Source organism: Pseudosulfitobacter sp. DSM 107133, from assembly GCF_022788695.1.
Taxonomy (GTDB): domain Bacteria; phylum Pseudomonadota; class Alphaproteobacteria; order Rhodobacterales; family Rhodobacteraceae; genus Pseudosulfitobacter.
The window spans coordinates 1264547-1286431 of record NZ_CP085154.1; the positions used below are offsets into that span (position 1 = coordinate 1264547).

Genomic DNA, 21885 nt, shown 5'->3' on the forward strand with positions numbered 1-21885 from the left:
CGGGTCAAAGGCCCGCACAGGAAAGAGGTGAACAATGGGCAATCAAGTGGCAGCCATCATTGGCGGTGGCGTGATCGGTGGGGGCTGGGCGGCGCGTTTTGCGCTGAACGGGTGGGACGTGCAGATTTTCGACCCCGACCCGCAGGCCGAACGCAAGGTGGGCGAAGTCATGGCCAACGCGCGCCGCTCGCTGCCGGGCATGGTGGATGTGGCCTTGCCGCCCGAAGGCAAGCTGACGTTCCATGATACCATCGCGGGGGCTGTGGCGGGGGCGCTCTGGATTCAGGAAAGCGTGCCGGAACGGCTGGATATCAAACACGCGACACTGGCAGAAATTCAGGCGGCCTGTTTGCCCGATGCGGTGATCGGCTCGTCAACCTCGGGCTTCAAGCCGTCCGAGCTGCAAGAAGGGGCGGCGCGTCCCGGGCAGATCATCGTGGCGCACCCGTTCAACCCTGTGTACCTGCTGCCGTTGATCGAAGTGGTGCCAACCGCGGCCAACACGCCCGCCTTTCTGGACCGCGCCGAGGCAATGTTGACCCGCATGGGGTTCTATCCGCTGCGCGTGCGCAAGGAGATTGATGCCCATATCGCCGACCGCTTTCTTGAGGCCGTCTGGCGCGAGGCGCTGTGGCTGGTCAAGGACGGGGTGGCCACCACCGAAGAGATCGACAACGCCATCCGCTACGGCTTTGGCATCCGCTGGGCGCAGATGGGATTGTTTGAAACCTATCGCGTGGCGGGCGGCGAGGCGGGGATGAAACATTTCATGGCGCAGTTCGGCCCCTGCCTGAAATGGCCCTGGACCAAGCTGATGGATGTGCCGGAATTCACCGACGAGCTGGTCGATCTGATCGCAGGCCAGTCGGATGACCAGTCGGGGGCCTATTCTATCCGTGAACTTGAACGTATCCGCGACACCAACCTTGTGGCGATGATGCGCGCGCTGAAGGGGCAGGATTGGGGCGCAGGGGCGTTGATGAACGCCCATGATGCGACATTGCGGACCGGAACGCCCCTGGGCGCGCGGGTGGATGAGCTGGACGACGTATCGGCCCCGCTGCTGACGGTGCGCCGTGCGGTGCCGCTGGACTGGACCGACTACAACGGGCACATGACCGAGGCGAAATACCTGCAGGCCTTTGGCGATGCCACCGACCGGTTCATGGCGATGATCGGCTGCGATGCCGCCTATATCAGCGCCGGCGGCAGCTATTTCACCGCCGAAACGCATATTCGCCATGTGGACGAGGCGCTGGCGGGCACCGTGATCGACGTGCGCACGCAGGTGTTGGCGGGGGCGGGCAAGAAGATGCACCTGTTCCATGAAATGTACGCGGGCACGCGTTTGCTGGCCACGGGCGAACATTTCTTGCTGCACGTCAGCCTTGAGACCCGCCGACCCTGCGAACCTGCCCCCCATATCGTGGCCGCGCTGGAGCGTGTGGCCAGCGCCCATGCAGCGCTTGCAACACCTGCGGGGATGGGCCGCGCTGTGGGTCAGCGGCCTTGAAACGGGTACTGATCACCGCCGGAGCCAGTGGTATCGGGCGCGCGATGGCGGCGGCCTTTGACGCAGCCAGGTTCGAGGTTTGGGTCACCGATCTGGATCAGGCTGCACTGGACGGATTGCCCGCAGCGTGGACCGCGATTGCAGCGAACGCTGCGGATGAAGGCCAGATGCGCGGCGTCTTCGAAAAGATGGGCACGGTCGATGTGGTCTGTGCCAATGCTGGCATCGCCGGGCCGACGGCGGCGGTCGAGGACGTGGGGCTGGAGGACTGGCGGACCTGTCTGGGCGTCAACCTTGAGGGCGCGTTTCTGGCGGCCAAATTTGCAGCGCCCCGGATGAAAGCCGCCCGGCGCGGAGCGATCATTGTGACTTCGTCAACGGCAGGGCAATACGGCTACCCGTATCGTGCGCCTTATGCGGCGGCGAAATGGGGCATGATCGGGCTGATGAAGACGCTGGCGATGGAACTGGGCCCCTATGGCGTGCGCTGCAATGCGATCTGTCCGGGCAGTGTCGAAGGTCCGCGCATGGAAGGCGTGCTGGAGCGCGAGGCCGTGGCCAAGGGGATGACCCGCGATCAGGTCTATGCGGGCTATGCGGCGGGCACGTCGATGCGGTCCTTTGTCGAGGCCGGAGACATTGCCAATATGGCGGTATTCTTGGGATCAGATGGCGCGCGCATGGTGTCGGGGCAGGTGATTGCGGTGGACGGGCATACCGAGAACCCCAATCCGCAGGTGTGAGCGGGGAAGGGGCGCTGCCCCTCGGCGCTTGCGCGCCTCACCCCGGAGTTTATCGGGCAAGATGAAGGTCAGGTGATCAGCTGGCGCAGCTCTGCCAGATGGCCGGGCATGGCGCGGGCGGTGACGGTGGCCTGACGGATCAGCCTGTCGAAATCTTCTGTCAGCGTTTCGATCCGGGGGCGGTCGCGAAAGGCCATATAGTGCCCGCCGGTGTACAGCACGGCCAGCAAGGGGCCGAAGAGGGTGATCGGCGTGCCGTAAAGGCGGCGGGCATCAAACAGGGTGACGCGCAGGCGGGGGTAAAGCTGTTCTGTCAGCTCGATAAACTGGTTCAGCTGCGCCGTGCGCACGGATGCCGGTAGGCCGTGGTAATAGCCGGTGCCGGCGGCGAAGCTGTGCAATTCGTAAAGCGGCATGGCGATTTCATAGTCGGATTGCGATGCGCGCATCCAGTCGAGCCGGTCGCGCGAGGCGTTGATGGCCTGGGTGATCGTGCGGCCCAGATGGGGACTGTATTCCCATTCCAGCATGCTTTGGGTTTTCAGCATGTCGGGCAGGGCGGCGGGCACATGGCGGATTTTGTAACCTGCGGCCTCGCGGTGCCAGCCATAGATGGTTTCGTCGACCAGTGCGCGGGGCGCGTGGGTCAGGGTCAGGGCGTTGGACAGCAGGTCGGCTGCGGATTCGGGGCGGTCGGACAGCCCCAACAGCCAGTCCGAAGAGACACCCAAGGCGCTTGCACAAGCGCCGACCACATGCGCGCCGGGCAGGCGGGCACCGTCGTCTTTCAGGGTTTGCGACAGGGTGGAACGGTCGGTGCCGATGGCGCGGGCAAGGCCGCTTTGGGTGGTGCCGGTGTCGGCCATCGCCTGCGCCAGACGGTGGCGGAACAGGGCGGCGCGGGCGCGTTTGTCGTTTATTGTCTCCATATGGTGACTTTTATCACGTTTGGGTGGTTTTGTTAACAAGGTTCGGAATGGTCGATGCTGCGCCGCCGCGCTAACGGTGAATCACCATGAACATTGCAAACCGAAGACTCCGATGACCACCGTCCCCGTACGCCCTGTCCGTTCCCTTGCGCGTGCTGCGTGGGAGTGGCCCACGATCACGTTGTTTGCGGGCTGCTATGGCGTCTTGATACTGGCTGTGGTCTGGCTGTCCACAGTCTCGATTCCGCTGGCAGCGGTCGCCACCACCATTGCGCTGGTGTTGCATTCGTCGCTGAGCCACGAGATATTACACGGCCATCCGTTCCCTTCGCGCGGTGTGAACACGGCGCTGGGCATGGTGCAGCCGGGACTGTTCATCCCGTTTATCCGCTTTCGCGACACCCATCTTGCGCACCACCGCGATGCGCGGCTGACCGATCCCTATGACGATCCTGAAAGCAACTATCTGGACCCTGCGGACTGGGACCGGTTGGCGCGCTGGCAGCAAGCGCTGCTGCGGTTCAACAACACGTTGCTGGGGCGTATGACGGTGGGGCCGCTGGTGGGGCAGTGGCGCTTTATGCGTGCAGACTGGACTGCCATCCGCGCTGGGGACCGCGCGGTGCTGGCCGCTTGGCTGTGGCATCTGCCCTGGGTGGCTGTGGTGCTGGCGCTGGTGACGTGGTCGGCGATGCCGCTGTGGACCTATGTATTGTCGGCCTATGCGGCGCTGGGCATTCTGAAAATCCGCACCTTTCTGGAGCATCAGGCCCATAGCCGCAGCCGCGGGCGCACGGTAATTGTCGAAGACCGCGGGCCGTTGGCTTTTCTGTTTCTGAACAACAACCTGCATGTGGTGCATCACATGCATCCGCGACTGCCGTGGTATCGGTTGCCTGCCCTCTATGCCGCCCGCAAGGCGCGGTTTCAGGACTGCAACGAGGGCTATGTGTACCGCTCATACGGACACATCTTCGCGCGGTATTTTCTAAGAACCAAGGACACTGTGGCACATCCCCTCTGGCGCAGGGAATAAATCGGGGGCAAAAGTCCCTATGAGCCTCTGGATTCCCATCACCCTCGCTGCCGCTTTTTTCCAAACCTTGCGCTTTGTGCTGCAAAAGAAGCTGGCCGCAACGCATCTTTCTGCTGCCGGCGCGACCTTTGCGCGGTTCCTGTATTCGGCACCGCTGATTGCCGTGATGGTCTATGTCTATTTCCAAAGTACCGGCCAGACACGGCCGCCCTTGACAGCAACATTCTGGCTGTTCGCGGCCTTTGGCGGGCTGGCGCAGGTGCTGGCGACGATCTGTGTGGTCATGTTGTTCAAGTCGCGCAATTTCGCGGTTGGCATCACGTTCAAGAAAACCGAGGTGATCCAGACCGTTCTGATGGGGTGGCTGCTGTTGGGCGAAGGTGTCAGCCTGGCCGGGTTCGGCGCGATTGCGCTGGGGCTGATTGGCGTGCTGCTGCTGTCAGCGCCGCCCGATCTGACGCGCTGGCGGCTGCGCGATCTGGCGAACCGAGCGGCGGGGCTGGGGCTGTTGTCGGGCGTTCTGTTCGGCATTTCCGGTGTCAGCTATCGCGGCGCGTCGTTGCAATTGCCGTTGGAAGACCCGCTGGCACGCGCGGGGCTGACGCTGGCCTGTGTTACGGCGATGCAATTGGTGGGCATGACCGCGTGGCTGTGGCTGCGCGAAAAGGGCGAAATCACCGCCGTCTGGCGCGCGCGGCGCGTGGCGGTGTGGATCGGACTGACCTCGTTGCTGGGGTCATTTTGCTGGTTCACCGCTTACACCTTGCAGACCGCTGCCTATGTGAACGCGCTGGGGCAGGTCGAGCTGATCTTTAGCCTGATGGCCACGGTGCTGTTTTTCCACGAACGGATTTCGCCGCGCGAATGGGCGGGGATGGCCGTTCTGGGGGCCTCGATCCTGACGCTGGTGCTGGTGATCTGAGCCCTAGTCTGGGGGCAAATGGCCGCGCAGACGCAAGAACAGGTTTTCTTCCTCGTTGTTCTTGAAAAAAGGCACGCTTTCGGGCGGTTCGACAGATTGCGCGCGTTTTTGCACCTCGCTCAGCACCACTTCGGTGATGAACGGCATGTCAAAGCTGCGCACATCGTCCAGCCCGACCCATTGCAAATGCGACAGCTCGTCCGAAGCGGCCGAGAAATCGTCGGGATCGCTCACCAGCGTGTCGGCATCCACCAGAAAGAACCGCGCGTCAAAGCGGCGCGGGCGGCCCGGCGGAGTGATGGCGCGAAAGACGAATTGCAGCGCCGAGGCATGGGGCACATGGCCGGTGGCGGCAAAGTCGGTCCAGTCCGCAGGCACCGGCACATCCCAGTCGCCAGGCTGACCCAGCACCTGACCGGTTTCCTCGAACAGTTCCCGCACCGCGGCCACCGAAAGGGCGTGGGCCATATCGGGGGCACTGTCCTCGCGGATACGCGCAGCACAGCCCTCGGGCAGGGTGCCGGCCAGCGGCACATGATAGTCGCCCGCATCAACAGCACCGCCGGGAAAGACAAACTTGTTGGGCATGAAAACGGCCTTGGCCCCGCGCTGCCCCATCAGGATGCGCGGGCTGGTCCAGCGGTCACGCAACACGATCACGGTTGCCGCGTGGCGGATCTGGCTTTTGTCAATCTTGGTTTCTGCGGTCATGCCCGGCCCTCGTAAGACAGGCCACGCAAGGACGGGATCAAGCCGGTGTGGCATCCTCGGTCATCTTGCGGGCCCATTTGAAGCCGACAATGGCCCCCTTCAGTCTGGGCAGAAGGTAAAGCGACAAGGCGACACATCCAACCGCAAAGATGGTAAAAAGCACCAAAGGTTCAGGACGCCACGTCACAAAGGCAAAATGCAGCAACGGTGCCATCAAATGACCGACAATCAGGATGGTCAGATAGGCCGGGCCGTCCTCGGCCTTGAACTGGGCCAGGTTCTGACGGCAGACCGTGCAGGTGGGTGCCACCTTCAAGTAGCCCTTCAGCAAGCGTCCTTGACCGCAGTTGGGACAGCGGTTGCGCCAGCCGCGCAGCATCGCGGGAAAATTTTTCTGCTCGGTCGGGGCCTGTTGGTCGATTATCTGGGTGTCTGTCATATCGTCCTGAGCCATCTGGAAATCATCGCGCATGGGGCGTCCTATCTGTTGAGCGGAAGATGGGGCATCTGTGCGTGAATTGAAATGTCACCTTTTGTCCTTGCGTCGGGATGTCGCGCATGGGGCTGCAAGAAAAGGATTGCGGTGTTTTCACGGGCTTTGAAATTTCTTGCGACGGAATGTGCGCGCTGCCCCGTTTTACTGTGCATGAGGGCGGCAAAACGCGCGGCCCTTGCATAAGAAACCGGAGTAAGAGCCAATGAAACATACGACATTCATCGCCGCAATCATCGGTGCAGCAGTTACAGTCACAGGCACCACGGTCCTGGCCGAACGCGCCGGATCGGGCGACCACAAGCGCCCCAGCTTTTCCGAGCTGGATGCCAATGCCGACGGCCAGATCACGATGGAAGAAATGCAGGCGCGCGGCGATGCCCACCTTGCCAAGATCGACACCGACGGTGACGGATTTGTCAGCGAGGCCGAAGCCGTTGCCGCCGCAAGCGCGCGTGCCAAAGACCGTCATGCCCGCATGGTCGAACGGTTCGACGCAGACAAGGATGGCAAGCTGAGCCTGCAAGAGCTGAAGCCGCGTGGCGAACGCGGTGCCAGAATGTTCGAACGTGCGGACAGCGACAAAAGTGGTGGTATCTCGCAAGAGGAATTTGCCGCAGCGACCAAGAAAATGGAACAGCACATGCGCAAGCGTCATGGTGAGGGCCACAAAGACGGGCGTGGCCATATGGGTGACAAGCCCGCCAACGACTGATCCCGACACCAAGGGCCCTCCGCGACTTGCGCGGTGGGCCGCGACCCACTACCGCTGAGTGGAATGGATATGCCACTGGATCAGGATACCGAAACCGACGACGCGGCCTTGCTGGCGCGCTATGCGCGTGGCGATGCCTCTGCGACCCGGACATTGACGGTGCGGTTGACGCCGCGGGTGTTCGGCCACGCTTTTCGGGTTCTGGGGGATCGTGCCGAGGCCGAGGATGTGGCGCAAGAGGCGATGCTGCGCCTGTGGAAGATCGCCCCCGAATGGCAGGCCGACCGCGCGCAGGTGTCGACCTGGCTGTACCGCGTGACGGCCAACCTGTGCACCGACCGTTTGCGCAAGCGGCGCAGTGGCCCTGCGCTGGATGACATCGACGAACCGGCAGACCCTGCACCGGGCGTCGAGGGACAAATGCAGACCCGCGCCCGAATGGACGCACTGACGGCAGCGCTGCAAAGCCTGCCTGAACGACAACGACAGGCCGTGGTCTTGCGCCACATAGAAGGCTTGGCGAACCCCGAGATTGCCGACATTCTTGATGTGGGCGTGGAAGCGGTGGAAAGCCTGACCGCACGGGGCAAACGGGCACTCAAGGCGGCTCTGGCGCCGCAGAAACAAGCATTGGGGTATTCCGATGACAGCTGACAGGCACGAGATGACCGATGCAGCGCTGGATGCATTGCTGCAACAGACGCAGGCTCCACAGGTATCTGACACCCTGATGGCGCAGGTGCTTGAGGCCGGTCTGGCCCATCAACCCGCGCCGGGGGGCGCGACGCCTGCACCTGCACCTGCACGCCTGTGGCAGCGCCTGACCGATGCGCTGGGGGGCTGGCAAGCTATGGGCGGGCTGGTGGCGGCCACCTGTGCGGGCTTCTGGATCGGTGTCAGCCCGCCACAATATCTGCCCGATGCGGCCCTGTCATTGCTGGGCGAAGAGACCGTGTATGAAACGACCGACACGTCCGAGGTAACGGCCTATGGTTGGGTCGTGGATGAAGGAACCGAAATTGATGGATGACACCCGTGCCCCATTGCCCCGCCCGCGCGCACCGCGCTGGATGCGCATCGCCTTCGGCGTTTCTCTGGCACTGAATCTTGCTGTTGTGGGCCTGCTGGCAGGAACCTTTGCACGCTTTGGCGGCCCTCCGTCGCACGGGCCAAGCATTGTGAATTATGCAATGCCCTATGTGCGCGCCTTGCCCCGCGAGGCGCAGCGCGAGATTTTTCGCGCTGTGCGCGACCAGCTGCCCCGGGACGGCCACAGCCGTCAGTCGCGCCGCGCGCTTTATGCCGAGATGATCGAAGCGCTCAGGGCCGACCCCTTTGACCCGATCCGCGTGCAGGAGATTCTGGCCCGCCAGAATGCGGCAGCGGTTCTGGTTCAGGACGCCGCGCACGCCGCATGGCTGGCCCATATCACCAACATGACGCCCGAATCCCGCGCCGCCTATGCCGAAGCAGTCAGCGAAGCCATGCGCCACGGCAAAGGCAGGAAAGACAGGCCGCGCAAGGACGCAGGGACAGACCCCGACGCACCGCGTCCCAGCCCGTGACGTCATCTTGCCAGTCAAACTCCGGGGGGAGGCGCGCAGCGCCGGGGGGCAGGCCCCCGTCTGCCGCAGCCAGCTGACGCAGACGGTCCAGAACCTAGGTCACCGACTCATAAGTTCGCAACCAGATCCTGATTGACGCGAGTTGTATGGATGCGAGGAAATTATCATCGCGTTTGTCATATCTTGTTGCTACCGCGCGGAAGTTTTTGAGTTTGTTGAAGAAACGCTCCACTGCGTTGCGTGCTTTGTAACGCTCGCGATCATGCGCGATGACAGGATTGCGTTGCGGCATCGAAGGGATCACGGCTTGCGCCTTCTGTTTGGCGATCAAATCACGGATCGCGTTGCTGTCATAGGCGCGATCCGCCAGCACGCTGCAGCCTTCTTTCAGTCGATCCAGCATCTGCTCTGCCGCGTGTCCATCATAGGCCTGCCCAGCCGTCAGCATGAGCCGGATCGGGCGGCCAAGCGCGTCCACCAAAGCGTGGATTTTCGTTGTCAGCCCGCCCCTTGAGCGACCCAGGCAATCGGATCGCCCCCTTTTTTAGGGCCATTTGCGCCCTGTTGGTGTACCCGGATGGAGGAGCTGTCAATCATTTGCACCTCACCCTCATATGCCTCTGATATTGCTTCAAGAATACGCGCCCAGTGACCCGCACGCCGCCAGCGGTTGAAGCGGTTCACACAGGTCGTATGCGGCCCGTATCGGGCAGGAATGTCTGCCCAGGGCGCACCAGTCCGCAAGCGCCAGAAGATGCCGTTCAAAACCCGCCGGTCATCCACACGCGGCTTGCCGCGCACCTTCGTCGGCAGCAACGGCTGGATCACCGACCATTCAAAATCTGTCAAATCAAAACGTGCCATTCTCACCTCCACATTTGCCGGAAAGTGAATCACGTTTTCTAAAGTCTGTGAATCCCTTTTATGGGTATGTGACCTAGGGTCTGGACCCATTAATCTTACGTCGTCAGTTTGACAGATTTTTCCGCTGACAAGCAGCATCTGTGCAGGAATAGTGGTTCTATTTCAAACAGATGCGCCGCCTCCTCTCGGGACATTTCTGCGCAATGCCTTGCCGGGCAATGGGCTGCGGGAAAATCCGTCAAACCCGTCACGCCGAAGGCGTGCCAATATTATTAAGCGCTCCTTCGGAGCGACGGGCGGCAATTTCACTTCATTTCAGTGGCTTGGGCCGCTTGCAAATAGAACCACTATTGGCAGCACGACCCAAACCACTGAAATTTCGCGAAATTGCCGCTGACGACGTAAGATTAATGGGTCCAGGCCCTAAGCTGCCGGCCGGCTCAGCGTGACGCAATTGCGGCCCTTTACCTTGGCTGCATACAGCGCCTTGTCAGCGCGTTCCATCAACACCCGCGCGGCCTCTTCCGGGTCTTGTTCCGCCAATGCGGCATCGCTGGGCAGGCCGCCAATGGCAAGGCCGATACTGACGGTGACCTTGATCGCAGGCATCGGTCCGGCCGTATCAAAAGGCGTGTTGCCAATCTGGCGACACAGCCGACGGGCCGCGCGGCGCGCGTCCCCCAGACCGACACCGGGCATGACGATCAGGAATTCCTCGCCGCCGACCCGCGCCAGCAGATCCACGGCGCGCAGGTTTTCGCGCAGACGCCGGGCCGTTTCGACCAGCACAGTATCGCCGGTTGCGTGACCATAAACGTCGTTGACCCGTTTGAAATGGTCCAGATCGGCCAGCATCAGCGCAAAGGGCCGGCCTGCGTTTCCGGCCCGTTCGGCCAGCCGTGCCAGATGCGGCATGGCATAGCGCCGGTTGTGCAGCCCCGTCAGCGGATCGCTTACCGCGGCTTCCAGTCCCGTGCGCACAGTGGCGCGCAACCTGTCGGCCACATGCTGGCGTTGCATCAACACCTGAACCCGGATCTTCAGCTCTCTGGGATCGGGGTTGGAATGTGTCAGGGCGTTCACCCCCAGGTCCAACGCCCGCGCAGCCAGCATGGGCGCATCATCCGGTGACAGGAACAGGATTGCACTGTGGCGTGTCACGGGGTGCGAGCGGATGGATGACACCAGCGACAGCATCTGTTCAGCATTGGTTTGGTCGGCATACAGGATGAAAATGTCGGAACTGCCCGCAGCCGCACCCGCGTCGGCACTTTTGCGGCGCGTCAGGGCCGTTTGCGGCACCCCCGCTGTCAGCCGTGCCTTGATGTGGGGGCGCAGGGCAGCCGCAGCGCGTGTGCTTTGCACCTGGTCTTTGCCAACAAGGGTGATCTCGGGCACCTTCAGAAACAGAATGTGATCTTCGGCAAAGCCAAGCGCGCGCGTCGTGTCGTCACGGATTTCCCATTCTGTCGCCGCATTGTGCGCCCGCAACATATTGCGCACCCGCGCCAGCAACAGCGTGTCGTGGTATATGTCGGTGATGACATCCTCGACCCCGGCTTCAAGCAGGTCCAGCCGTGCGGCTGCATTGCTGCTGGAATCAATCGCCAGTACGGGCACCTTGCCTTGTTGTGTGCCGGCGTTCAGCAAACCGGCAAGATCTGCGGCGGTGCCGTCGGGCAAAGCAGCGGCGCAGATAATCAGATCGGGGGGCGCGACAGCCGCCTGACGTGCGGCATCGGCTACGCTGGTGCCCTGAAACACATGATACTGTGCGGCTGCAAGTTTCACCTTGAGCACGATCCGGTTGGTCGCAATCGCGTCCACGATTAGGATCTTGGCATGCATCTGGATGCCTCCCTGATAATAGTCGGGCAAAAGTCTGAGTGGTCATTCCTTTCTCTCTCCAAATGGTTAAGAAAGTATTTCAAATTGGTCTCAAAGTGAGCGAGCGAAGATGACTGAGCGAAATTCCGCAGAGACGGTGGCCTTGCAGGCGCTGGCATGGCTGGCGGGCAACGAAGACTTGTTGCCGGTGTTCCAGGGGGCCAGCGGTGCAGGGGCGGATGATCTGCGAAACGGCGCGTCCGATCCGACCTTTTTGGGGTCGGTTCTGGATTTTGTGATGATGGACGATGTCTGGGTTGTCGCGTTTTGTGACTCTGTGGGGCTGCCTTACGATGCGCCGATGCGCGCGCGCGCTGCCTTGCCCGGCGGGGAACAGGTGAACTGGACATGAACGAGATCAAGGGCATCATCTTTGACAAGGACGGCACGCTGTTCGATTTCGCTGCAACATGGGAAGCCTGGGCCAAAGCCTTTTTGATGCGCGCCTGTCAGGGCGACCCTGAGCGTGCCACCGATGTGGGTCATAGCATCGGGTTTGACCTGTCCGAGGGCCGCTTTTCCCGCGACAGCATCGTGATCGGCGGCACCGTCGGTGAAGTGGCGGCCGTTCTGGCACCGCAGTTTCCTGAACACACAGAATCCGGTCTTCTGGACTTGCTGAACGATGAGGCCGCGAAAGCGCCACAGGCCGAGGCGGTGCCGTTGGCCGCCCTGCTTGCGGCCTTGCGCGCGCGTGGATTGCAACTGGGGGTGGCCACCAATGATGCGCAGGCCCCGACCCTGGTCCATTTGACCGGCGCGGGCGTGGTTGACTATTTTGACTTTATTGCCGGTTTTGACAGCGGATACGGCGGCAAGCCCGCACCGGGGCAATTGCTGGCCTTTTGCGCGGACAGGGGGCTGGACCCGCAGTCGGTCGTGATGGTGGGGGACAGTACCCACGACCTGCACGCAGGGCGCGCCGCCCGGATGCGCACGGTTGCCGTGCTGACTGGTCTGGCCGACACGGCAACTCTGGCGCCCTTGGCCGATGCGGTTTTGCCTGATATCGGCCATTTGCCCGCGTGGCTGGATGCGCAGGCGCTGGGGCTTTCGACCTAAAACGACGCAACTTGTCGCAAATGGAAAGGTAGCCCGTGCAACTTCGGGGCTTGCTGGTGGCAGGCACCCGAAAGGACAGGCTATGGCAGATGCACCCCCACGCAGAACACGCAGCGGCGGCCGCGCAGGCGCTGCCAGACGTCGTGGCGGCGAAGTGATTGAACAGATGCCATGGAACCCGCCCTTGCTGGTGGACCGTCCGGTTGAACCGCTGAGCGAAGAGGGGGTGTTTGCGATCCATGACGGCGCGATGCGTATTCTCGAAGAGATCGGCATCGAATTCCTGAACCACGAGGCGCTGGAAATTCTGCGCACCGCGGGCTGCACCATCGACGGTGAAAACGTGCGCATGGGGCGCGACATGGTGATGGAGTATCTGGCGCTGGCGCCTGACAGTTTTACGCTGACGCCGCGCAATCCGGCCCATGCGCTGACCATCGGCGGCAACCACATGAACTTTGGCAACGTGTCCAGCCCGCCCAACTATTGGGATATGGAGCTGGGCCGCAAGGTGCCTGGCACCCGTGAAATGTGCCGCAACCTGCTGAAACTCAGCCAGTATTTCAACTGTATCCACTTTGTCGGCGGCTATCCTGTTGAACCTGTCGATATTCACGCCTCGGTGCGCCACCTTGATGTGTTGTATGACAAGCTGACGATCACCGACAAGGTCGCCCACGCCTACAGCCTTGGGCCGGAACGGGTCGAGGATGTGATGGAAATGGTGCGCATTTCCGGCGGCTGGACCCATGAAGAATTCGAAGCCAGCCCCAAGATGTATACCAACATCAACTCGACCTCGCCGCTGAAACACGACATTCCGATGCTGGACGGCTGGATGCGGCTGGCGCGACGCAATCAGGGGCTGGTGGTTACGCCGTTTACGCTGGCCGGAGCCATGGCCCCGGTGACCATGTCCGGCGCGGTGGCGCAATCTCTGGCCGAGGCGCTGTGCGCCGTGGTGCTGGCCCAGATCATCCGCCCCGGCGCGGCCTGTGCCATCGGTACCTTTACCTCGAACGTCGATATGAAATCGGGCGCGCCGGCCTTTGGCACGCCGGAATATATGCGCGCGACCCAGATGACCGGTCAGATGGCGCGGTTCTACAAGCTGCCGATGCGCTCCAGCGGTGTCTGTGCGGCCAACGTGCCGGACGGGCAGGCCATGTGGGAAACCTCGAACAGCCTGTGGGCGGCGGTGCAATCGGGCTCGCATATGGTCTATCACGCGGCGGGCTGGCTTGAGGGCGGGCTGATCGCCTCGCCTGAAAAATTTATCATGGACTGCGAAGTGCTACAGCAGATCCAGCGCTATCTGGACCCGGCCCTTTGGGCGACAGGGCCGGATGAAATTGCGCTGGACGCCATCAAGGCGGTCGGCAATTCGGGGCATTTCTTTGGCATCCAGCACACACAAGATCGTTATACCACAGCGTTTTACCAGCCGTTCCTAAGTGATTGGAAGAACTACGAGGGCTGGGAAGCCGCAGGCGCGGTCTGGACGCCCGAACGGGCGCACCACATCTTCAAGGACATCATCGCCAATTTCGAAGAGCCACCGATGGACGATGCCATTCGTGCGGAACTGGCAGACTTCGTCGCCCGTCGCAAATCCGAAGGCGGCGCACCGACGGATTTCTAGGGTCCAGACCCCAATGCCTGCTCTTCCGTCGCCGCGCGGGGAATAAAGCTCACATCTTAATCGTTTGCTTCATCTTAACGTTTTGGAACGCATAACTGGGTCGGGAATGGGAAAGAGACCGTTATGCATGGGCTAATCTACCGCGCGATACAGTGCTTTGTGACCGACAGCTACGGCCCCGAAAAATGGGCCGAAGCCGCGACACTTGCCGATCTGGGCTTTGTCGAGTTTGAATCGATGCTGATCTATGATGATGCGCTGGCGCCGACAGTTGTCGCGGCTGTCTGCGCTGTTCTTGAGCGCAACGAAGCCGATTTGATGGAAGATGTCGGCACCTATCTGGTCAGCCACCCCAAGACCGAAGGCCTGCGGCGCCTGATGCGCTTTGGCGGCGTGACATTTGTGGAACTGCTGCATTCACTGGATGATTTGCAGGACCGCGCACAGCTGGCGGTCAGCGATCTGATCCTGCCGCATATCGAGCTGCACGAATATTCGGCCAGCCGCTTCAGTTTGATTTGCGGCACCACGATCCCCAGTTTCGGCCATGTGATGATGGGGCTGCTGCGGTCGATGGCCGATGATTATGGCGTTCTGGCGCTGCTGGAAATCGAAGGAGGCGCGCAAGGTATGGAAACCGTGTCGATCACATTGGTTGAAACCGAATTTGCGGAAGGGCGTCGGTTTGCGTTGGGGGCACATGCGCTATGAGCGGTTCGCACGATATGACCAAGGTGCTGGATGTGCTGTGCCCGATGCATGTCATGATCAACGGTACGGGGCATATCACCCATGTCGGGGCGACCCTGCGCAAGCTGTGCCCGGATCTCGACTGGATCGGCGCGCGATTTCTAGAGGTTTTTGCGCTGAAACGGCCCCGCGCCGTGACCAGCATTACCAATCTGCGCGACAGTGCCGGGATCAAGCTGCACCTGCAATTGCGCGATACGCCCGCGACCGAGTTGAAGGGCGTCGCCGTCAAATTCGGCGAGGCGGGCGCGCTGATCGTGAACCTGTCCTTTGGTATCTCTGTGGTGGCCGGTGTTCAGAACTATGACCTGACCCATGCGGATTTTGCACCCACCGATCTGGCCACCGAAATGCTTTATCTGGTCGAGGCGAAATCAACCGCCATGGAGGCGTGGCGCAAGCTGAACCTGCGGCTGCAAGGGGCGATGATCGCCGCCGAGGAACAGGCCTTTACCGACACGCTTACGGGGCTGAAGAACCGCCGCGCGATAGATCATGTTCTGACACGCGCGATTGAACGGGGCACCCAGTTTGCGTTGATGCAACTGGATCTGGATTTCTTCAAACTGGTCAACGATACGCTGGGCCATGCGGCGGGCGATCATGTGTTGCAGACGGTGGCGCGGATCATGGTGGACGAGACCCGCACCGAAGACACCGTCGCGCGGCTGGGGGGCGACGAATTTGTGATCGTCCTGCCCGATGTGCGCGACGTTTCGGCATTGCGCCGGATCGGCAGCCGCCTGATCCAGCGGCTTGAGGAACCCATGCCCTTTGAAGAGCACGATTGCTGCATCTCGGCCAGTATCGGCACGGTGTTTTACGAACCGGGCTCCGGCGCTGATATGCGCAGCCTGCTGGAAGACGTGGACGTGGCGCTGTATGCCTCGAAACGCGCGGGGCGCGGGCGGCAGACCTTTTACAGTGCCGATCTGCGTCGCGGGCTGGATGCGCCCGAGGTTGAAAGTCGCGCGGCAAGTTAACGTGGAACGCGGGCGTTACATTCGGGCGCAGGTCAACTGCACAGGAATGGCTTGTCATGTAGAGCGTCGCAGAGGTCTTTCGCGCTGCTGGCAGGGGTCCTGCGACCACGCCGATCTCGCGTCAGGCAATATTGACACTAACGTCAGACATTTCTGACCCAACAGCTGCCCTCGAGCCGGTGCGGGACAAAGCCGACGCTTGAGTTGTGCTTAGATATCTCGGATTTTCGCATTTGACAGCACATGGAGGCAGCCTATGCAAAGATTGCAGGGCGCCGCGTCATTCTTGTTGCTGTAATGCCATCTTACCGGCAAGGGTATTCTCTCACCAGATAGGCGATGATCACGGACCGGGCCGTCATGGTTCTCTGATCGGCCGTTGTCGACGCTTTGGCGAGAGCGTAGTCCCGAAGCGCAATTGCGTCCACGCTGCCGCGCCCGTTTTGCGGGCAGAAGGCCGGGGTATCCGACGCCAACTCTGTTCGGGTGATGTTCCGCAAGAAGCCACCTACATCATCGGTTTGCGATGTGTGTCCAAGTTTACTGAGCAACTGATAGACAGTCATCTCCTGGGGTGTCGCGCTTCCCGCATGAGGCAAGATGAAAGCGAGGCCAAGTAGGATTGTTTTAAGGTGCATGGTTTTCCCCTTTGCAAGAATCAATTATTGTTTTACAGAAATTAATAGATGCAAAGCAAACATTTCTTGATGAGGACATTCCATGAAGGCCGACGCTCGCACATCCCGGATCATAGTGCTCTCTCGCCATCTGAGGCTGGCCCTTTTGATTTTGGCCGTCCTGCACCCCGCAATCGTGTTCACTGTGGTTGCGACGATGAGCGATGCACAGCTTGCCCTCGCAGCCACTGGACAGCCGCTTGCCGGTCAGGGGCTTCCTTTTGATACACGTATGTTGGTGACAGGCCTCTCAATCATCCCGGCGTTTATTCTCTCGGTCGGGCTGCTAGGCATACGTCCAGTGTTGGGCGACATGCAGTCCGGGCGGGCTTTTGGGAAGGCAACATTTCAGGGCCTGCGTCGGCTGGCGATAGCGGTTGTGATTGGCACAACGGTCAAGATTGTAAGCGTTCCCTTGATCACCATGGCTCTGACCTGGCAGGCCGAAGAAACGCAAATGGCGGTCTCGCTCGGTCTTGGCGATCTCCAGGTGCTGATCCTGGGCGCAGCGATTTGGCTCTTGGCCTGGGTGATGGCCGAAGGCTACGATCTGGCCTCAGAAAACGCACAGTTTGTCTGATGGCGATCGAGGTAAGACTGGCCGTACTGCTGGCCGAGCGTCGGATCAGCGGGAAAGCGTTGGCCGAGCATGTGGGCATCACAGAGGCGAACCTGTCATTGCTTCGTCAGGGCAAGGTCAAAGGCGTACGCTTTGAAACCCTGGCCAGGGTTTGTGAATTTCTTGACTGCCAGCCAGGAGATCTTCTGGTTTATGTGCCGGACCAGGAAAATGCATAGATTTACGAGGATGCTGAGAAACTTTTCATGAAGCGATGACTGGTTGGGGTCTGCGGACAATCACCGCACAATCACCGCACACTCGCCAAAGCAGCCATTGGAGCACCGCGCAGCATTCGGTAAGGTAGAGGCTCTACCTGCCGTTTGCGGCGATCTGCATAGAGGTTCGCTTGGCGCAGGAAGCGCCATTTGCAAACTCTGTGATTGGACAAGACACGCCGCAGATTTTTGCTGCGGCGCCACCCGCAGGAGCTGACGTTCGCCGCAAGTGCAGCATGTTGCCCGGTCGACCGGCGGCAGTGCGGACTTTGCTGCCGTTCACCAAAGCCCGGAATCAAGGCACGAAGTGCCGCCGGGCAGCGCCCGACCGCCCGTCGCACCAAAGGTGCGCCATCTACAGTCGGCACGCCTTTGGCGTGACGGGCGGGCGCTTTCTCACCGTATTGCGCTTCTTCTGCCGCACGCCAAAGATTAGAAACAAAGTGGCGGCCACTGACGTCGTGATGCCCACCCGCGGTCAGGCACTGCCCTGTGTGGGTAGATCATTCAGGGCTCTTTCCTGCCACTCGCCGCGATCTGCGCGAAGGTCCGGTTTTCCATTGCTGGTGGCAGATGATGACGTAACGGTCAAATCCATGTGACGTTCGACATATCGCCTTTACCCTTCAGGAAGCAGCGGCGCCGGCACGCCCTTCTTGCGGCACTTCTTTTCATACACAGCCGGCCAGGCCTTGAATTTGCCCATCTGCGCCTGCTGCGTCATGACCAGTTGGACGAAGCCGTGCCGCTGGTCCTCTTTCTTCAGCGTCTTGAACGTCTTCTTCTGGGGCTTTGTCATCGAACAGGCGATGCAATGGCCTGCGCGTTTGTATTTGCACACGTCAATGCAGGGGCTGGGCAGTTTGGGCATGGCGATGGCTTTGCAAAAGGAAAAGGCGGGGCACATGGTCATGCGCCCCGCCGTGATGAAGTGCGGTGCGCTTACTCGAACACTGCACCGGGGTTGTCGAGGCTGTCGGAGCCTTCAAAGGCGATCCCGTCCACATCCAGCACCGTGACCACGCGCTCGATGGACCGTGTCTGGTCGATCAGGGCGTTGACGCCACCCATCACCAGCTCTTCGCCCGCCGCGTTGCCCGCTTGCAGCATCTGGTCATAGGCCATGCCGGCTTCGGCAGTCGATTTGATCTCGCCCAGCTCGCGCATGGTTATCGCCAGTTTCAGGCGCATTTCGGTGTCCAGCGCGGCATCAGCGTCGGCCACAAGCTCCGACAGCGACGGGCCGGAGACGGTAGAGCCGTCGACGCGGGTATAGCTGCCAAGGTACACGTTCTGGATGCCCAGACCGTCGTAATAGTGGCTGTTGTGGGTGTTGTCCGAGAAACAGTCGTGCTCTTCCTCGGGATCGTTCAGCATCAGGCCCAGACGCATCCGTTCGCCCGCCTGCTCGCCATAGGACAGGCTGCCCATGCCGGTCAGCATTGCCGAGATGCCCGCGTTCTCGTCCGCCATCACATTGGCACGCGCGTCACCGCCGTCGGCCCATTGCGCGCTCATCCATTCCAGATCGGATACCAGCAATTGCGTTGCCGCTTGCAGGTAAGCGCCGCGCCGGTCGCAGTTGCCGTTGGTGCAGGCGTCGCCGGTGGCATAGTCGGTCCACGGGCGGTTGCCCGCGCCGGGTCCGTTGCCGTTCAGGTCCTGACCCCACAGCAGGAATTCGATGGCGTGATAGCCGGTGGCCACGTTCGCCTCGACACCGTCAGCCTCTTGCAGGGTGTTCTTCAGCAGGTCGGGGGTGATTTCGGTTGCGTCGATTTCCTTGCCCGACAGGGTGAATGTGGGGTTGGCAATCACGTTCAGCGCAGCGGCTTCGTTTTCATCGGTGGCCCCGCCATAGGATGCATCGACATAGTCAATCAGCCCTTCGTCCAGCGGCCACGAATTCAGCCCGCCTTCCCAGTCGTCGACAATCGGGTTGCCAAAGCGGAAGACTTCGCTTTGCTGGTACGGCACACGGGCGGCCTTCCAGGCGGTGCGCGCGGCGATCAGGTTGGTTTCGGACGGGTCTGCAACCAGCGCGTCAACGGCGACTTGCAGAGCCTGCGCTGTGGTCAGGCTGTCACCGTAGGTCGCGGCGGCGATGTCGGCGTAGTTGGCCAGCACATCGGTGCGGGTGTCGGCGAACGACGCCGTGGCCGTCAGGCTGATTGCGGTCGTCAAAAACAGGCGTTTCATTGGTGGTCCTTTGGGGTCGGATATTCTCGATGTCACGGTCCGGAATGGCCCGCAGACGGGGTGACTCTCATGATGCCTGAAAGCTGACTAAATTGCTCGGAATTGTCAATCCCGATTAAAAGCGTTGGTTTCCTGATGCCCGTGCGCCGCTACAGATCCTTGACCAGCCGCAGCGCATCATAGATCGCCGCATGGGTGTTGCGCGCCGACACGGCGTCACCGATGCGGAACAGTTGGAACTGGCCCTCGGGGTTGCGCACAACCGTCTGGGGCCGTCCGTTTATCAACGCATCATGGTCCACCGCCCCGCCATTGCGGCTGAACGGTCTCAGGTCGTGGTAGAGGTCATCCAGCGGCAGCGTGCCATAGTTCACCACCACCTGATCATAGTCGGCCTGATGGGTGTGGTCGCTGTAATCCGTGCCGATGGTCGCGGTCAGCACGTTGCCGTTGCGTGCGACCCCCAGCAGGCGGCGGGCGACGGTCATGGTCACGTTTTTGTCTTGCAAGGACCGCATGTAAGGCACCAGATTCATGCCCATGATATCGGGGGCAAAGGTGCGGTCGGGTGTCATCACTTCAACCTTTGATCCGGCAGAAGCGGCAATCTCGGCGGCTTGCAGGGCAGGGTGGTCGCCGCTTTCGTCATAGATCAGGACGCGGGCTGCGGGTTTCAAGTCGCCCGCGATGATGTCCCAGGCGCTGACCACATGGGCGGCCTCGGTCCGGGTTTCGAACAGGTGCATGTTGGGCATGCCCCCTGTCGCCACGATCACCACGTCGGGGGACAGGGCGGTCACGTCGTCCGCCTCGGCCCATGTATTGAAATGAAAGGTCACGTCGCGGGCGGCGCATTGTGCCATGCGCCAGTCGATGATGCCGATCATCTCGCGGCGGCGCGGGCTGCGGGCGGTCAGGCGGACCTGTCCACCGGGATCGGGCTGCGCCTCGAATACGGTCACATCATGGCCTCGGGCGGCGGCGACCCGCGCGGCCTCAAGCCCCGCTGGGCCTGCGCCGACGATCACCACCTTGCGGGGCGTGTCGGCAGCGGGGATGTCGTGCGGCATGGTCAACTCGCGCCCCGTGGCCGCGTTGTGGATGCACAGCGCCTCGCCCGCCTGATAGATCCGGTCCAGACAATAGGTGGCGCCGACGCAGGGGCGGATGTCGTCCTCGCGGCCTTCGACGATTTTGCGCACGATGTGCGGATCGGCCATATGGGCGCGGGTCATGCCGACCATGTCCAGCAGGCCGGATTCGACCGCATGGCGCGCGGTGGCCACATCGGGAATGCGCGCGGCGTGAAAGGTGGGCATGCCGGTGGCGCGGCGCACCTCGCCTGCAAAATCAAGATGCGGCGCGCTTTTCATGCCCTGCACGGGAATCACATCGGTCATCGCGGGATCGGTGTGAATGCGACCGCGAATGACGTTCAGGAAATCCAGACGGCCATCGGCGGCGAGTATCTTTGAAATTTCCAAGCCCTCGGCAGCGTCGATCCCGCCCTTTTGCGCCTCGTCCGCCGTGAAGCGGAACCCCACGATAAAATCGTCGCCCACACGTTTGCGGACCGCCCCCAGCACATCCATCGGAAACCGCATGCGGTTTTCCAGCGTGTCGGCCCCATAGGGCCCCGTCAGATCATTGGTCAGCGGCGACCAGAACTGGTCCAGCAAATGCCCGTAGACCTGCAACTCGATCCCGTCCATGCCACCCGCCTGCATCCGCTCGGCGGCGTCCGCAAAATCGGTGATGATGCGTTCAATGTCCCAATCCTCGACCAGCTTGGGAAAGGCGCGGTGTGCCGGTTCGCGGTGCCGCGACGAGGACACCGAAGGCAGCCAGTCGCCCTTGTTCCATCCAGTCCGTCGGCCCAGATGCGTCAGCTGGATCATCACCGCGCAGCCGTGTTCGTGGCACCCGTCAGTCAGCCGCTGAATCCACGGCACCACCTTGTCGTCATACACCAGAACGTTGTTGAACGCAGGCGGGCTGTCGCGCGAGACCGCAGCCGATCCGGCGGTCATCGCCAGCGCCACGCCTGCGCGCGCCCGCTCGGCGTGATAGGCGGCATAACGTTCCTTGGGCATCCCGTCCTCGGGGTAGGCCGGTTCGTGGCTGGTCGTCATGATCCGGTTTTTCAGCGTCAGGTGTTTCAGCTGGAAGGGCTGTAAAAGCGGGTCTTTTGACATGGGGATTCCTTGGGAGAGTGGGTGGCGGATAGGGTCATGCTGCCAGCTGTGGGTGTCGCAGATTTGAAGACGTCCGACGCCGATATGTAAACGGGCGACGAAGGCATCTGTTGGCCGGTTTTTGCAGGGTGGGCCGGCGCGCGGCCCTGTGTCAATCGCCGC

Annotated in this window: 23 protein-coding genes and 1 pseudogene; 15 read left to right on the forward strand and 9 right to left on the reverse strand. The window is 61.6% G+C overall.

The genetic code is table 11. The features are described from left to right. Positions 1 to 34: 34 nt before the first annotated feature. Positions 35 to 1513, forward strand: a complete 1479-nt coding sequence (locus DSM107133_RS06270) for a carnitine 3-dehydrogenase (protein WP_114293880.1) — start codon at positions 35 to 37, stop codon at positions 1511 to 1513. Next, the gene (locus DSM107133_RS06275) at positions 1510 to 2256 is read left to right on the forward strand and encodes an SDR family oxidoreductase (protein WP_114293881.1); all 747 of its coding nucleotides are present in this window, start codon (positions 1510 to 1512) and stop codon (positions 2254 to 2256) included. Before DSM107133_RS06270 ends, DSM107133_RS06275 begins: the two co-directional genes overlap by 4 nt. Before the next feature lie 68 nt (positions 2257 to 2324). On the opposite strand, the gene DSM107133_RS06280 is transcribed toward DSM107133_RS06275, so the two are convergent. Continuing rightward, entirely contained in the window at positions 2325 to 3185 is an 861-nt protein-coding gene (locus DSM107133_RS06280; protein ID WP_114293882.1) for a helix-turn-helix domain-containing protein, read from the reverse strand. A 112-nt stretch (positions 3186 to 3297) separates the two neighbouring features. On the opposite strand from DSM107133_RS06280, the gene DSM107133_RS06285 reads away from it, so the two are divergent. Both DSM107133_RS06285 and DSM107133_RS06290 read left to right on the forward strand, forming a co-directional pair. Continuing rightward, positions 3298 to 4221 (forward strand): fatty acid desaturase, encoded by a 924-nt coding sequence (locus DSM107133_RS06285; RefSeq protein WP_114293883.1) that lies wholly within the window; start codon positions 3298 to 3300, stop codon positions 4219 to 4221. Positions 4222 to 4240: 19 nt separating this feature from the next. Continuing rightward, complete coding sequence (locus DSM107133_RS06290) at positions 4241 to 5143, forward strand: DMT family transporter (protein ID WP_114293884.1); 903 nt, start codon at positions 4241 to 4243, stop codon at positions 5141 to 5143. Between the two features lie 3 nt (positions 5144 to 5146). Here DSM107133_RS06290 and DSM107133_RS06295 read toward each other — a convergent pair whose 3' ends face one another. Together DSM107133_RS06295 and DSM107133_RS06300 are read right to left on the reverse strand one after the other, a co-directional pair. Continuing rightward, entirely contained in the window at positions 5147 to 5854 is a 708-nt protein-coding gene (locus DSM107133_RS06295) for an NUDIX hydrolase (RefSeq protein ID WP_114293885.1), read from the reverse strand. Between the two features lie 37 nt (positions 5855 to 5891). Next, positions 5892 to 6293, reverse strand: a complete 402-nt coding sequence (locus DSM107133_RS06300; RefSeq protein WP_114293911.1) for a DUF983 domain-containing protein — start codon at positions 6291 to 6293, stop codon at positions 5892 to 5894. Between the two features lie 259 nt (positions 6294 to 6552). Between DSM107133_RS06300 and DSM107133_RS06305 the strand changes: the two genes are divergently transcribed. The 4 genes from DSM107133_RS06305 to DSM107133_RS06320 all read left to right on the forward strand — a co-directional run bounded on the left by DSM107133_RS06305 (position 6553) and on the right by DSM107133_RS06320 (position 8627). Beyond that, positions 6553 to 7062: an EF-hand domain-containing protein gene (locus DSM107133_RS06305; RefSeq protein ID WP_114293886.1), complete on the forward strand. Its 510-nt coding sequence runs from the start codon at positions 6553 to 6555 to the stop codon at positions 7060 to 7062. A gap of 63 nt (positions 7063 to 7125) precedes the next feature. After that, complete coding sequence (locus tag DSM107133_RS06310) at positions 7126 to 7716, forward strand: RNA polymerase sigma factor (RefSeq protein WP_114293887.1); 591 nt, start codon at positions 7126 to 7128, stop codon at positions 7714 to 7716. Further along, the gene (locus tag DSM107133_RS06315) at positions 7706 to 8092 is read left to right on the forward strand and encodes a hypothetical protein (protein ID WP_162792049.1); all 387 of its coding nucleotides are present in this window, start codon (positions 7706 to 7708) and stop codon (positions 8090 to 8092) included. Before DSM107133_RS06310 ends, DSM107133_RS06315 begins: the two co-directional genes overlap by 11 nt. Beyond that, positions 8085 to 8627 carry a periplasmic heavy metal sensor gene (locus tag DSM107133_RS06320; RefSeq protein ID WP_162792050.1) on the forward strand — a complete coding sequence of 181 codons (543 nt, stop codon included), beginning with the start codon at positions 8085 to 8087 and terminating at the stop codon, positions 8625 to 8627. The genes DSM107133_RS06315 and DSM107133_RS06320 overlap by 8 nt, the downstream gene beginning before the upstream one ends. 94 nt (positions 8628 to 8721) lie before the next feature. Here the strand turns inward: DSM107133_RS06320 and DSM107133_RS06325 are convergent. Then, a pseudogene (locus DSM107133_RS06325) lies at positions 8722 to 9497 on the reverse strand (IS5 family transposase). A 417-nt stretch (positions 9498 to 9914) separates the two neighbouring features. Continuing rightward, entirely contained in the window at positions 9915 to 11339 is a 1425-nt protein-coding gene (locus tag DSM107133_RS06330; RefSeq protein ID WP_114295046.1) for a diguanylate cyclase, read from the reverse strand. 109 nt (positions 11340 to 11448) lie between these two features. Here DSM107133_RS06330 and DSM107133_RS06335 point away from each other — a divergent pair, with 109 nt between their 5' ends. The 5 genes from DSM107133_RS06335 to DSM107133_RS06355 all read left to right on the forward strand — a co-directional run bounded on the left by DSM107133_RS06335 (position 11449) and on the right by DSM107133_RS06355 (position 15815). After that, positions 11449 to 11730 carry a DUF3572 domain-containing protein gene (locus DSM107133_RS06335; RefSeq protein WP_114294900.1) on the forward strand — a complete coding sequence of 94 codons (282 nt, stop codon included), beginning with the start codon at positions 11449 to 11451 and terminating at the stop codon, positions 11728 to 11730. Beyond that, positions 11727 to 12440, forward strand: coding sequence for an HAD family hydrolase (locus DSM107133_RS06340; protein WP_205387886.1), 714 nt, complete (start codon positions 11727 to 11729; stop codon positions 12438 to 12440). Before DSM107133_RS06335 ends, DSM107133_RS06340 begins: the two co-directional genes overlap by 4 nt. A gap of 82 nt (positions 12441 to 12522) precedes the next feature. Next, positions 12523 to 14082: a trimethylamine methyltransferase family protein gene (locus tag DSM107133_RS06345; protein WP_114294902.1), complete on the forward strand. Its 1560-nt coding sequence runs from the start codon at positions 12523 to 12525 to the stop codon at positions 14080 to 14082. 123 nt (positions 14083 to 14205) lie between these two features. Next, complete coding sequence (locus DSM107133_RS06350; RefSeq protein WP_114294903.1) at positions 14206 to 14793, forward strand: heme NO-binding domain-containing protein; 588 nt, start codon at positions 14206 to 14208, stop codon at positions 14791 to 14793. Continuing rightward, complete coding sequence (locus tag DSM107133_RS06355; protein WP_114294904.1) at positions 14790 to 15815, forward strand: GGDEF domain-containing protein; 1026 nt, start codon at positions 14790 to 14792, stop codon at positions 15813 to 15815. Before DSM107133_RS06350 ends, DSM107133_RS06355 begins: the two co-directional genes overlap by 4 nt. A gap of 305 nt (positions 15816 to 16120) precedes the next feature. Here DSM107133_RS06355 and DSM107133_RS06360 read toward each other — a convergent pair whose 3' ends face one another. Next, positions 16121 to 16453, reverse strand: a complete 333-nt coding sequence (locus tag DSM107133_RS06360; protein ID WP_114294905.1) for a hypothetical protein — start codon at positions 16451 to 16453, stop codon at positions 16121 to 16123. An 82-nt stretch (positions 16454 to 16535) separates the two neighbouring features. Between DSM107133_RS06360 and DSM107133_RS06365 the strand changes: the two genes are divergently transcribed. Both DSM107133_RS06365 and DSM107133_RS06370 read left to right on the forward strand, forming a co-directional pair. Next, the gene (locus DSM107133_RS06365; RefSeq protein ID WP_114294906.1) at positions 16536 to 17072 is read left to right on the forward strand and encodes a DUF2975 domain-containing protein; all 537 of its coding nucleotides are present in this window, start codon (positions 16536 to 16538) and stop codon (positions 17070 to 17072) included. Next, complete coding sequence (locus DSM107133_RS06370) at positions 17072 to 17290, forward strand: helix-turn-helix transcriptional regulator (RefSeq protein WP_114294907.1); 219 nt, start codon at positions 17072 to 17074, stop codon at positions 17288 to 17290. The genes DSM107133_RS06365 and DSM107133_RS06370 overlap by 1 nt, the downstream gene beginning before the upstream one ends. Positions 17291 to 17948: 658 nt before the next feature. On the opposite strand, the gene DSM107133_RS06375 is transcribed toward DSM107133_RS06370, so the two are convergent. The 3 genes from DSM107133_RS06375 to DSM107133_RS06385 all read right to left on the reverse strand — a co-directional run bounded on the left by DSM107133_RS06375 (position 17949) and on the right by DSM107133_RS06385 (position 21723). Continuing rightward, positions 17949 to 18200, reverse strand: a complete 252-nt coding sequence (locus tag DSM107133_RS06375; protein WP_114295047.1) for a DUF1289 domain-containing protein — start codon at positions 18198 to 18200, stop codon at positions 17949 to 17951. 71 nt (positions 18201 to 18271) lie between these two features. Further along, positions 18272 to 19528, reverse strand: a complete 1257-nt coding sequence (locus tag DSM107133_RS06380) for an imelysin family protein (RefSeq protein WP_114294908.1) — start codon at positions 19526 to 19528, stop codon at positions 18272 to 18274. Between the two features lie 149 nt (positions 19529 to 19677). Then, positions 19678 to 21723 carry an NADH:flavin oxidoreductase gene (locus DSM107133_RS06385; protein ID WP_114294909.1) on the reverse strand — a complete coding sequence of 682 codons (2046 nt, stop codon included), beginning with the start codon at positions 21721 to 21723 and terminating at the stop codon, positions 19678 to 19680. Positions 21724 to 21885 lie beyond the last annotated feature (162 nt).

Excerpts from the sequence above, each read along its gene's own strand:
- DSM107133_RS06345 (WP_114294902.1), top strand. The coding sequence starts at position 12,523 with ATGGCAGATGCACCCCCACGCAGAACACGCAGCGGCGGCCGCGCAGGC.
- DSM107133_RS06285 (WP_114293883.1), top strand. The coding sequence starts at position 3,298 with ATGACCACCGTCCCCGTACGCCCTGTCCGTTCCCTTGCGCGTGCTGCG.
- DSM107133_RS06380 (WP_114294908.1), bottom strand. The coding sequence starts at position 19,528 with ATGAAACGCCTGTTTTTGACGACCGCAATCAGCCTGACGGCCACGGCG.
- DSM107133_RS06370 (WP_114294907.1), top strand. The coding sequence starts at position 17,072 with ATGGCGATCGAGGTAAGACTGGCCGTACTGCTGGCCGAGCGTCGGATC.
- DSM107133_RS06290 (WP_114293884.1), top strand. The coding sequence starts at position 4,241 with ATGAGCCTCTGGATTCCCATCACCCTCGCTGCCGCTTTTTTCCAAACC.
- DSM107133_RS06350 (WP_114294903.1), top strand. The coding sequence starts at position 14,206 with ATGCATGGGCTAATCTACCGCGCGATACAGTGCTTTGTGACCGACAGC.
- DSM107133_RS06355 (WP_114294904.1), top strand. The coding sequence starts at position 14,790 with ATGAGCGGTTCGCACGATATGACCAAGGTGCTGGATGTGCTGTGCCCG.
- DSM107133_RS06330 (WP_114295046.1), bottom strand. The coding sequence starts at position 11,339 with ATGCATGCCAAGATCCTAATCGTGGACGCGATTGCGACCAACCGGATC.
- DSM107133_RS06365 (WP_114294906.1), top strand. The coding sequence starts at position 16,536 with ATGAAGGCCGACGCTCGCACATCCCGGATCATAGTGCTCTCTCGCCAT.
- DSM107133_RS06320 (WP_162792050.1), top strand. The coding sequence starts at position 8,085 with ATGGATGACACCCGTGCCCCATTGCCCCGCCCGCGCGCACCGCGCTGG.
- DSM107133_RS06295 (WP_114293885.1), bottom strand. The coding sequence starts at position 5,854 with ATGACCGCAGAAACCAAGATTGACAAAAGCCAGATCCGCCACGCGGCA.
- DSM107133_RS06305 (WP_114293886.1), top strand. The coding sequence starts at position 6,553 with ATGAAACATACGACATTCATCGCCGCAATCATCGGTGCAGCAGTTACA.
- DSM107133_RS06270 (WP_114293880.1), top strand. The coding sequence starts at position 35 with ATGGGCAATCAAGTGGCAGCCATCATTGGCGGTGGCGTGATCGGTGGG.
- DSM107133_RS06315 (WP_162792049.1), top strand. The coding sequence starts at position 7,706 with ATGACAGCTGACAGGCACGAGATGACCGATGCAGCGCTGGATGCATTG.
- DSM107133_RS06335 (WP_114294900.1), top strand. The coding sequence starts at position 11,449 with ATGACTGAGCGAAATTCCGCAGAGACGGTGGCCTTGCAGGCGCTGGCA.
- DSM107133_RS06385 (WP_114294909.1), bottom strand. The coding sequence starts at position 21,723 with ATGTCAAAAGACCCGCTTTTACAGCCCTTCCAGCTGAAACACCTGACG.
- DSM107133_RS06360 (WP_114294905.1), bottom strand. The coding sequence starts at position 16,453 with ATGCACCTTAAAACAATCCTACTTGGCCTCGCTTTCATCTTGCCTCAT.
- DSM107133_RS06300 (WP_114293911.1), bottom strand. The coding sequence starts at position 6,293 with ATGACAGACACCCAGATAATCGACCAACAGGCCCCGACCGAGCAGAAA.
- DSM107133_RS06310 (WP_114293887.1), top strand. The coding sequence starts at position 7,126 with ATGGATATGCCACTGGATCAGGATACCGAAACCGACGACGCGGCCTTG.
- DSM107133_RS06280 (WP_114293882.1), bottom strand. The coding sequence starts at position 3,185 with ATGGAGACAATAAACGACAAACGCGCCCGCGCCGCCCTGTTCCGCCAC.
- DSM107133_RS06340 (WP_205387886.1), top strand. The coding sequence starts at position 11,727 with ATGAACGAGATCAAGGGCATCATCTTTGACAAGGACGGCACGCTGTTC.
- DSM107133_RS06375 (WP_114295047.1), bottom strand. The coding sequence starts at position 18,200 with ATGCCCAAACTGCCCAGCCCCTGCATTGACGTGTGCAAATACAAACGC.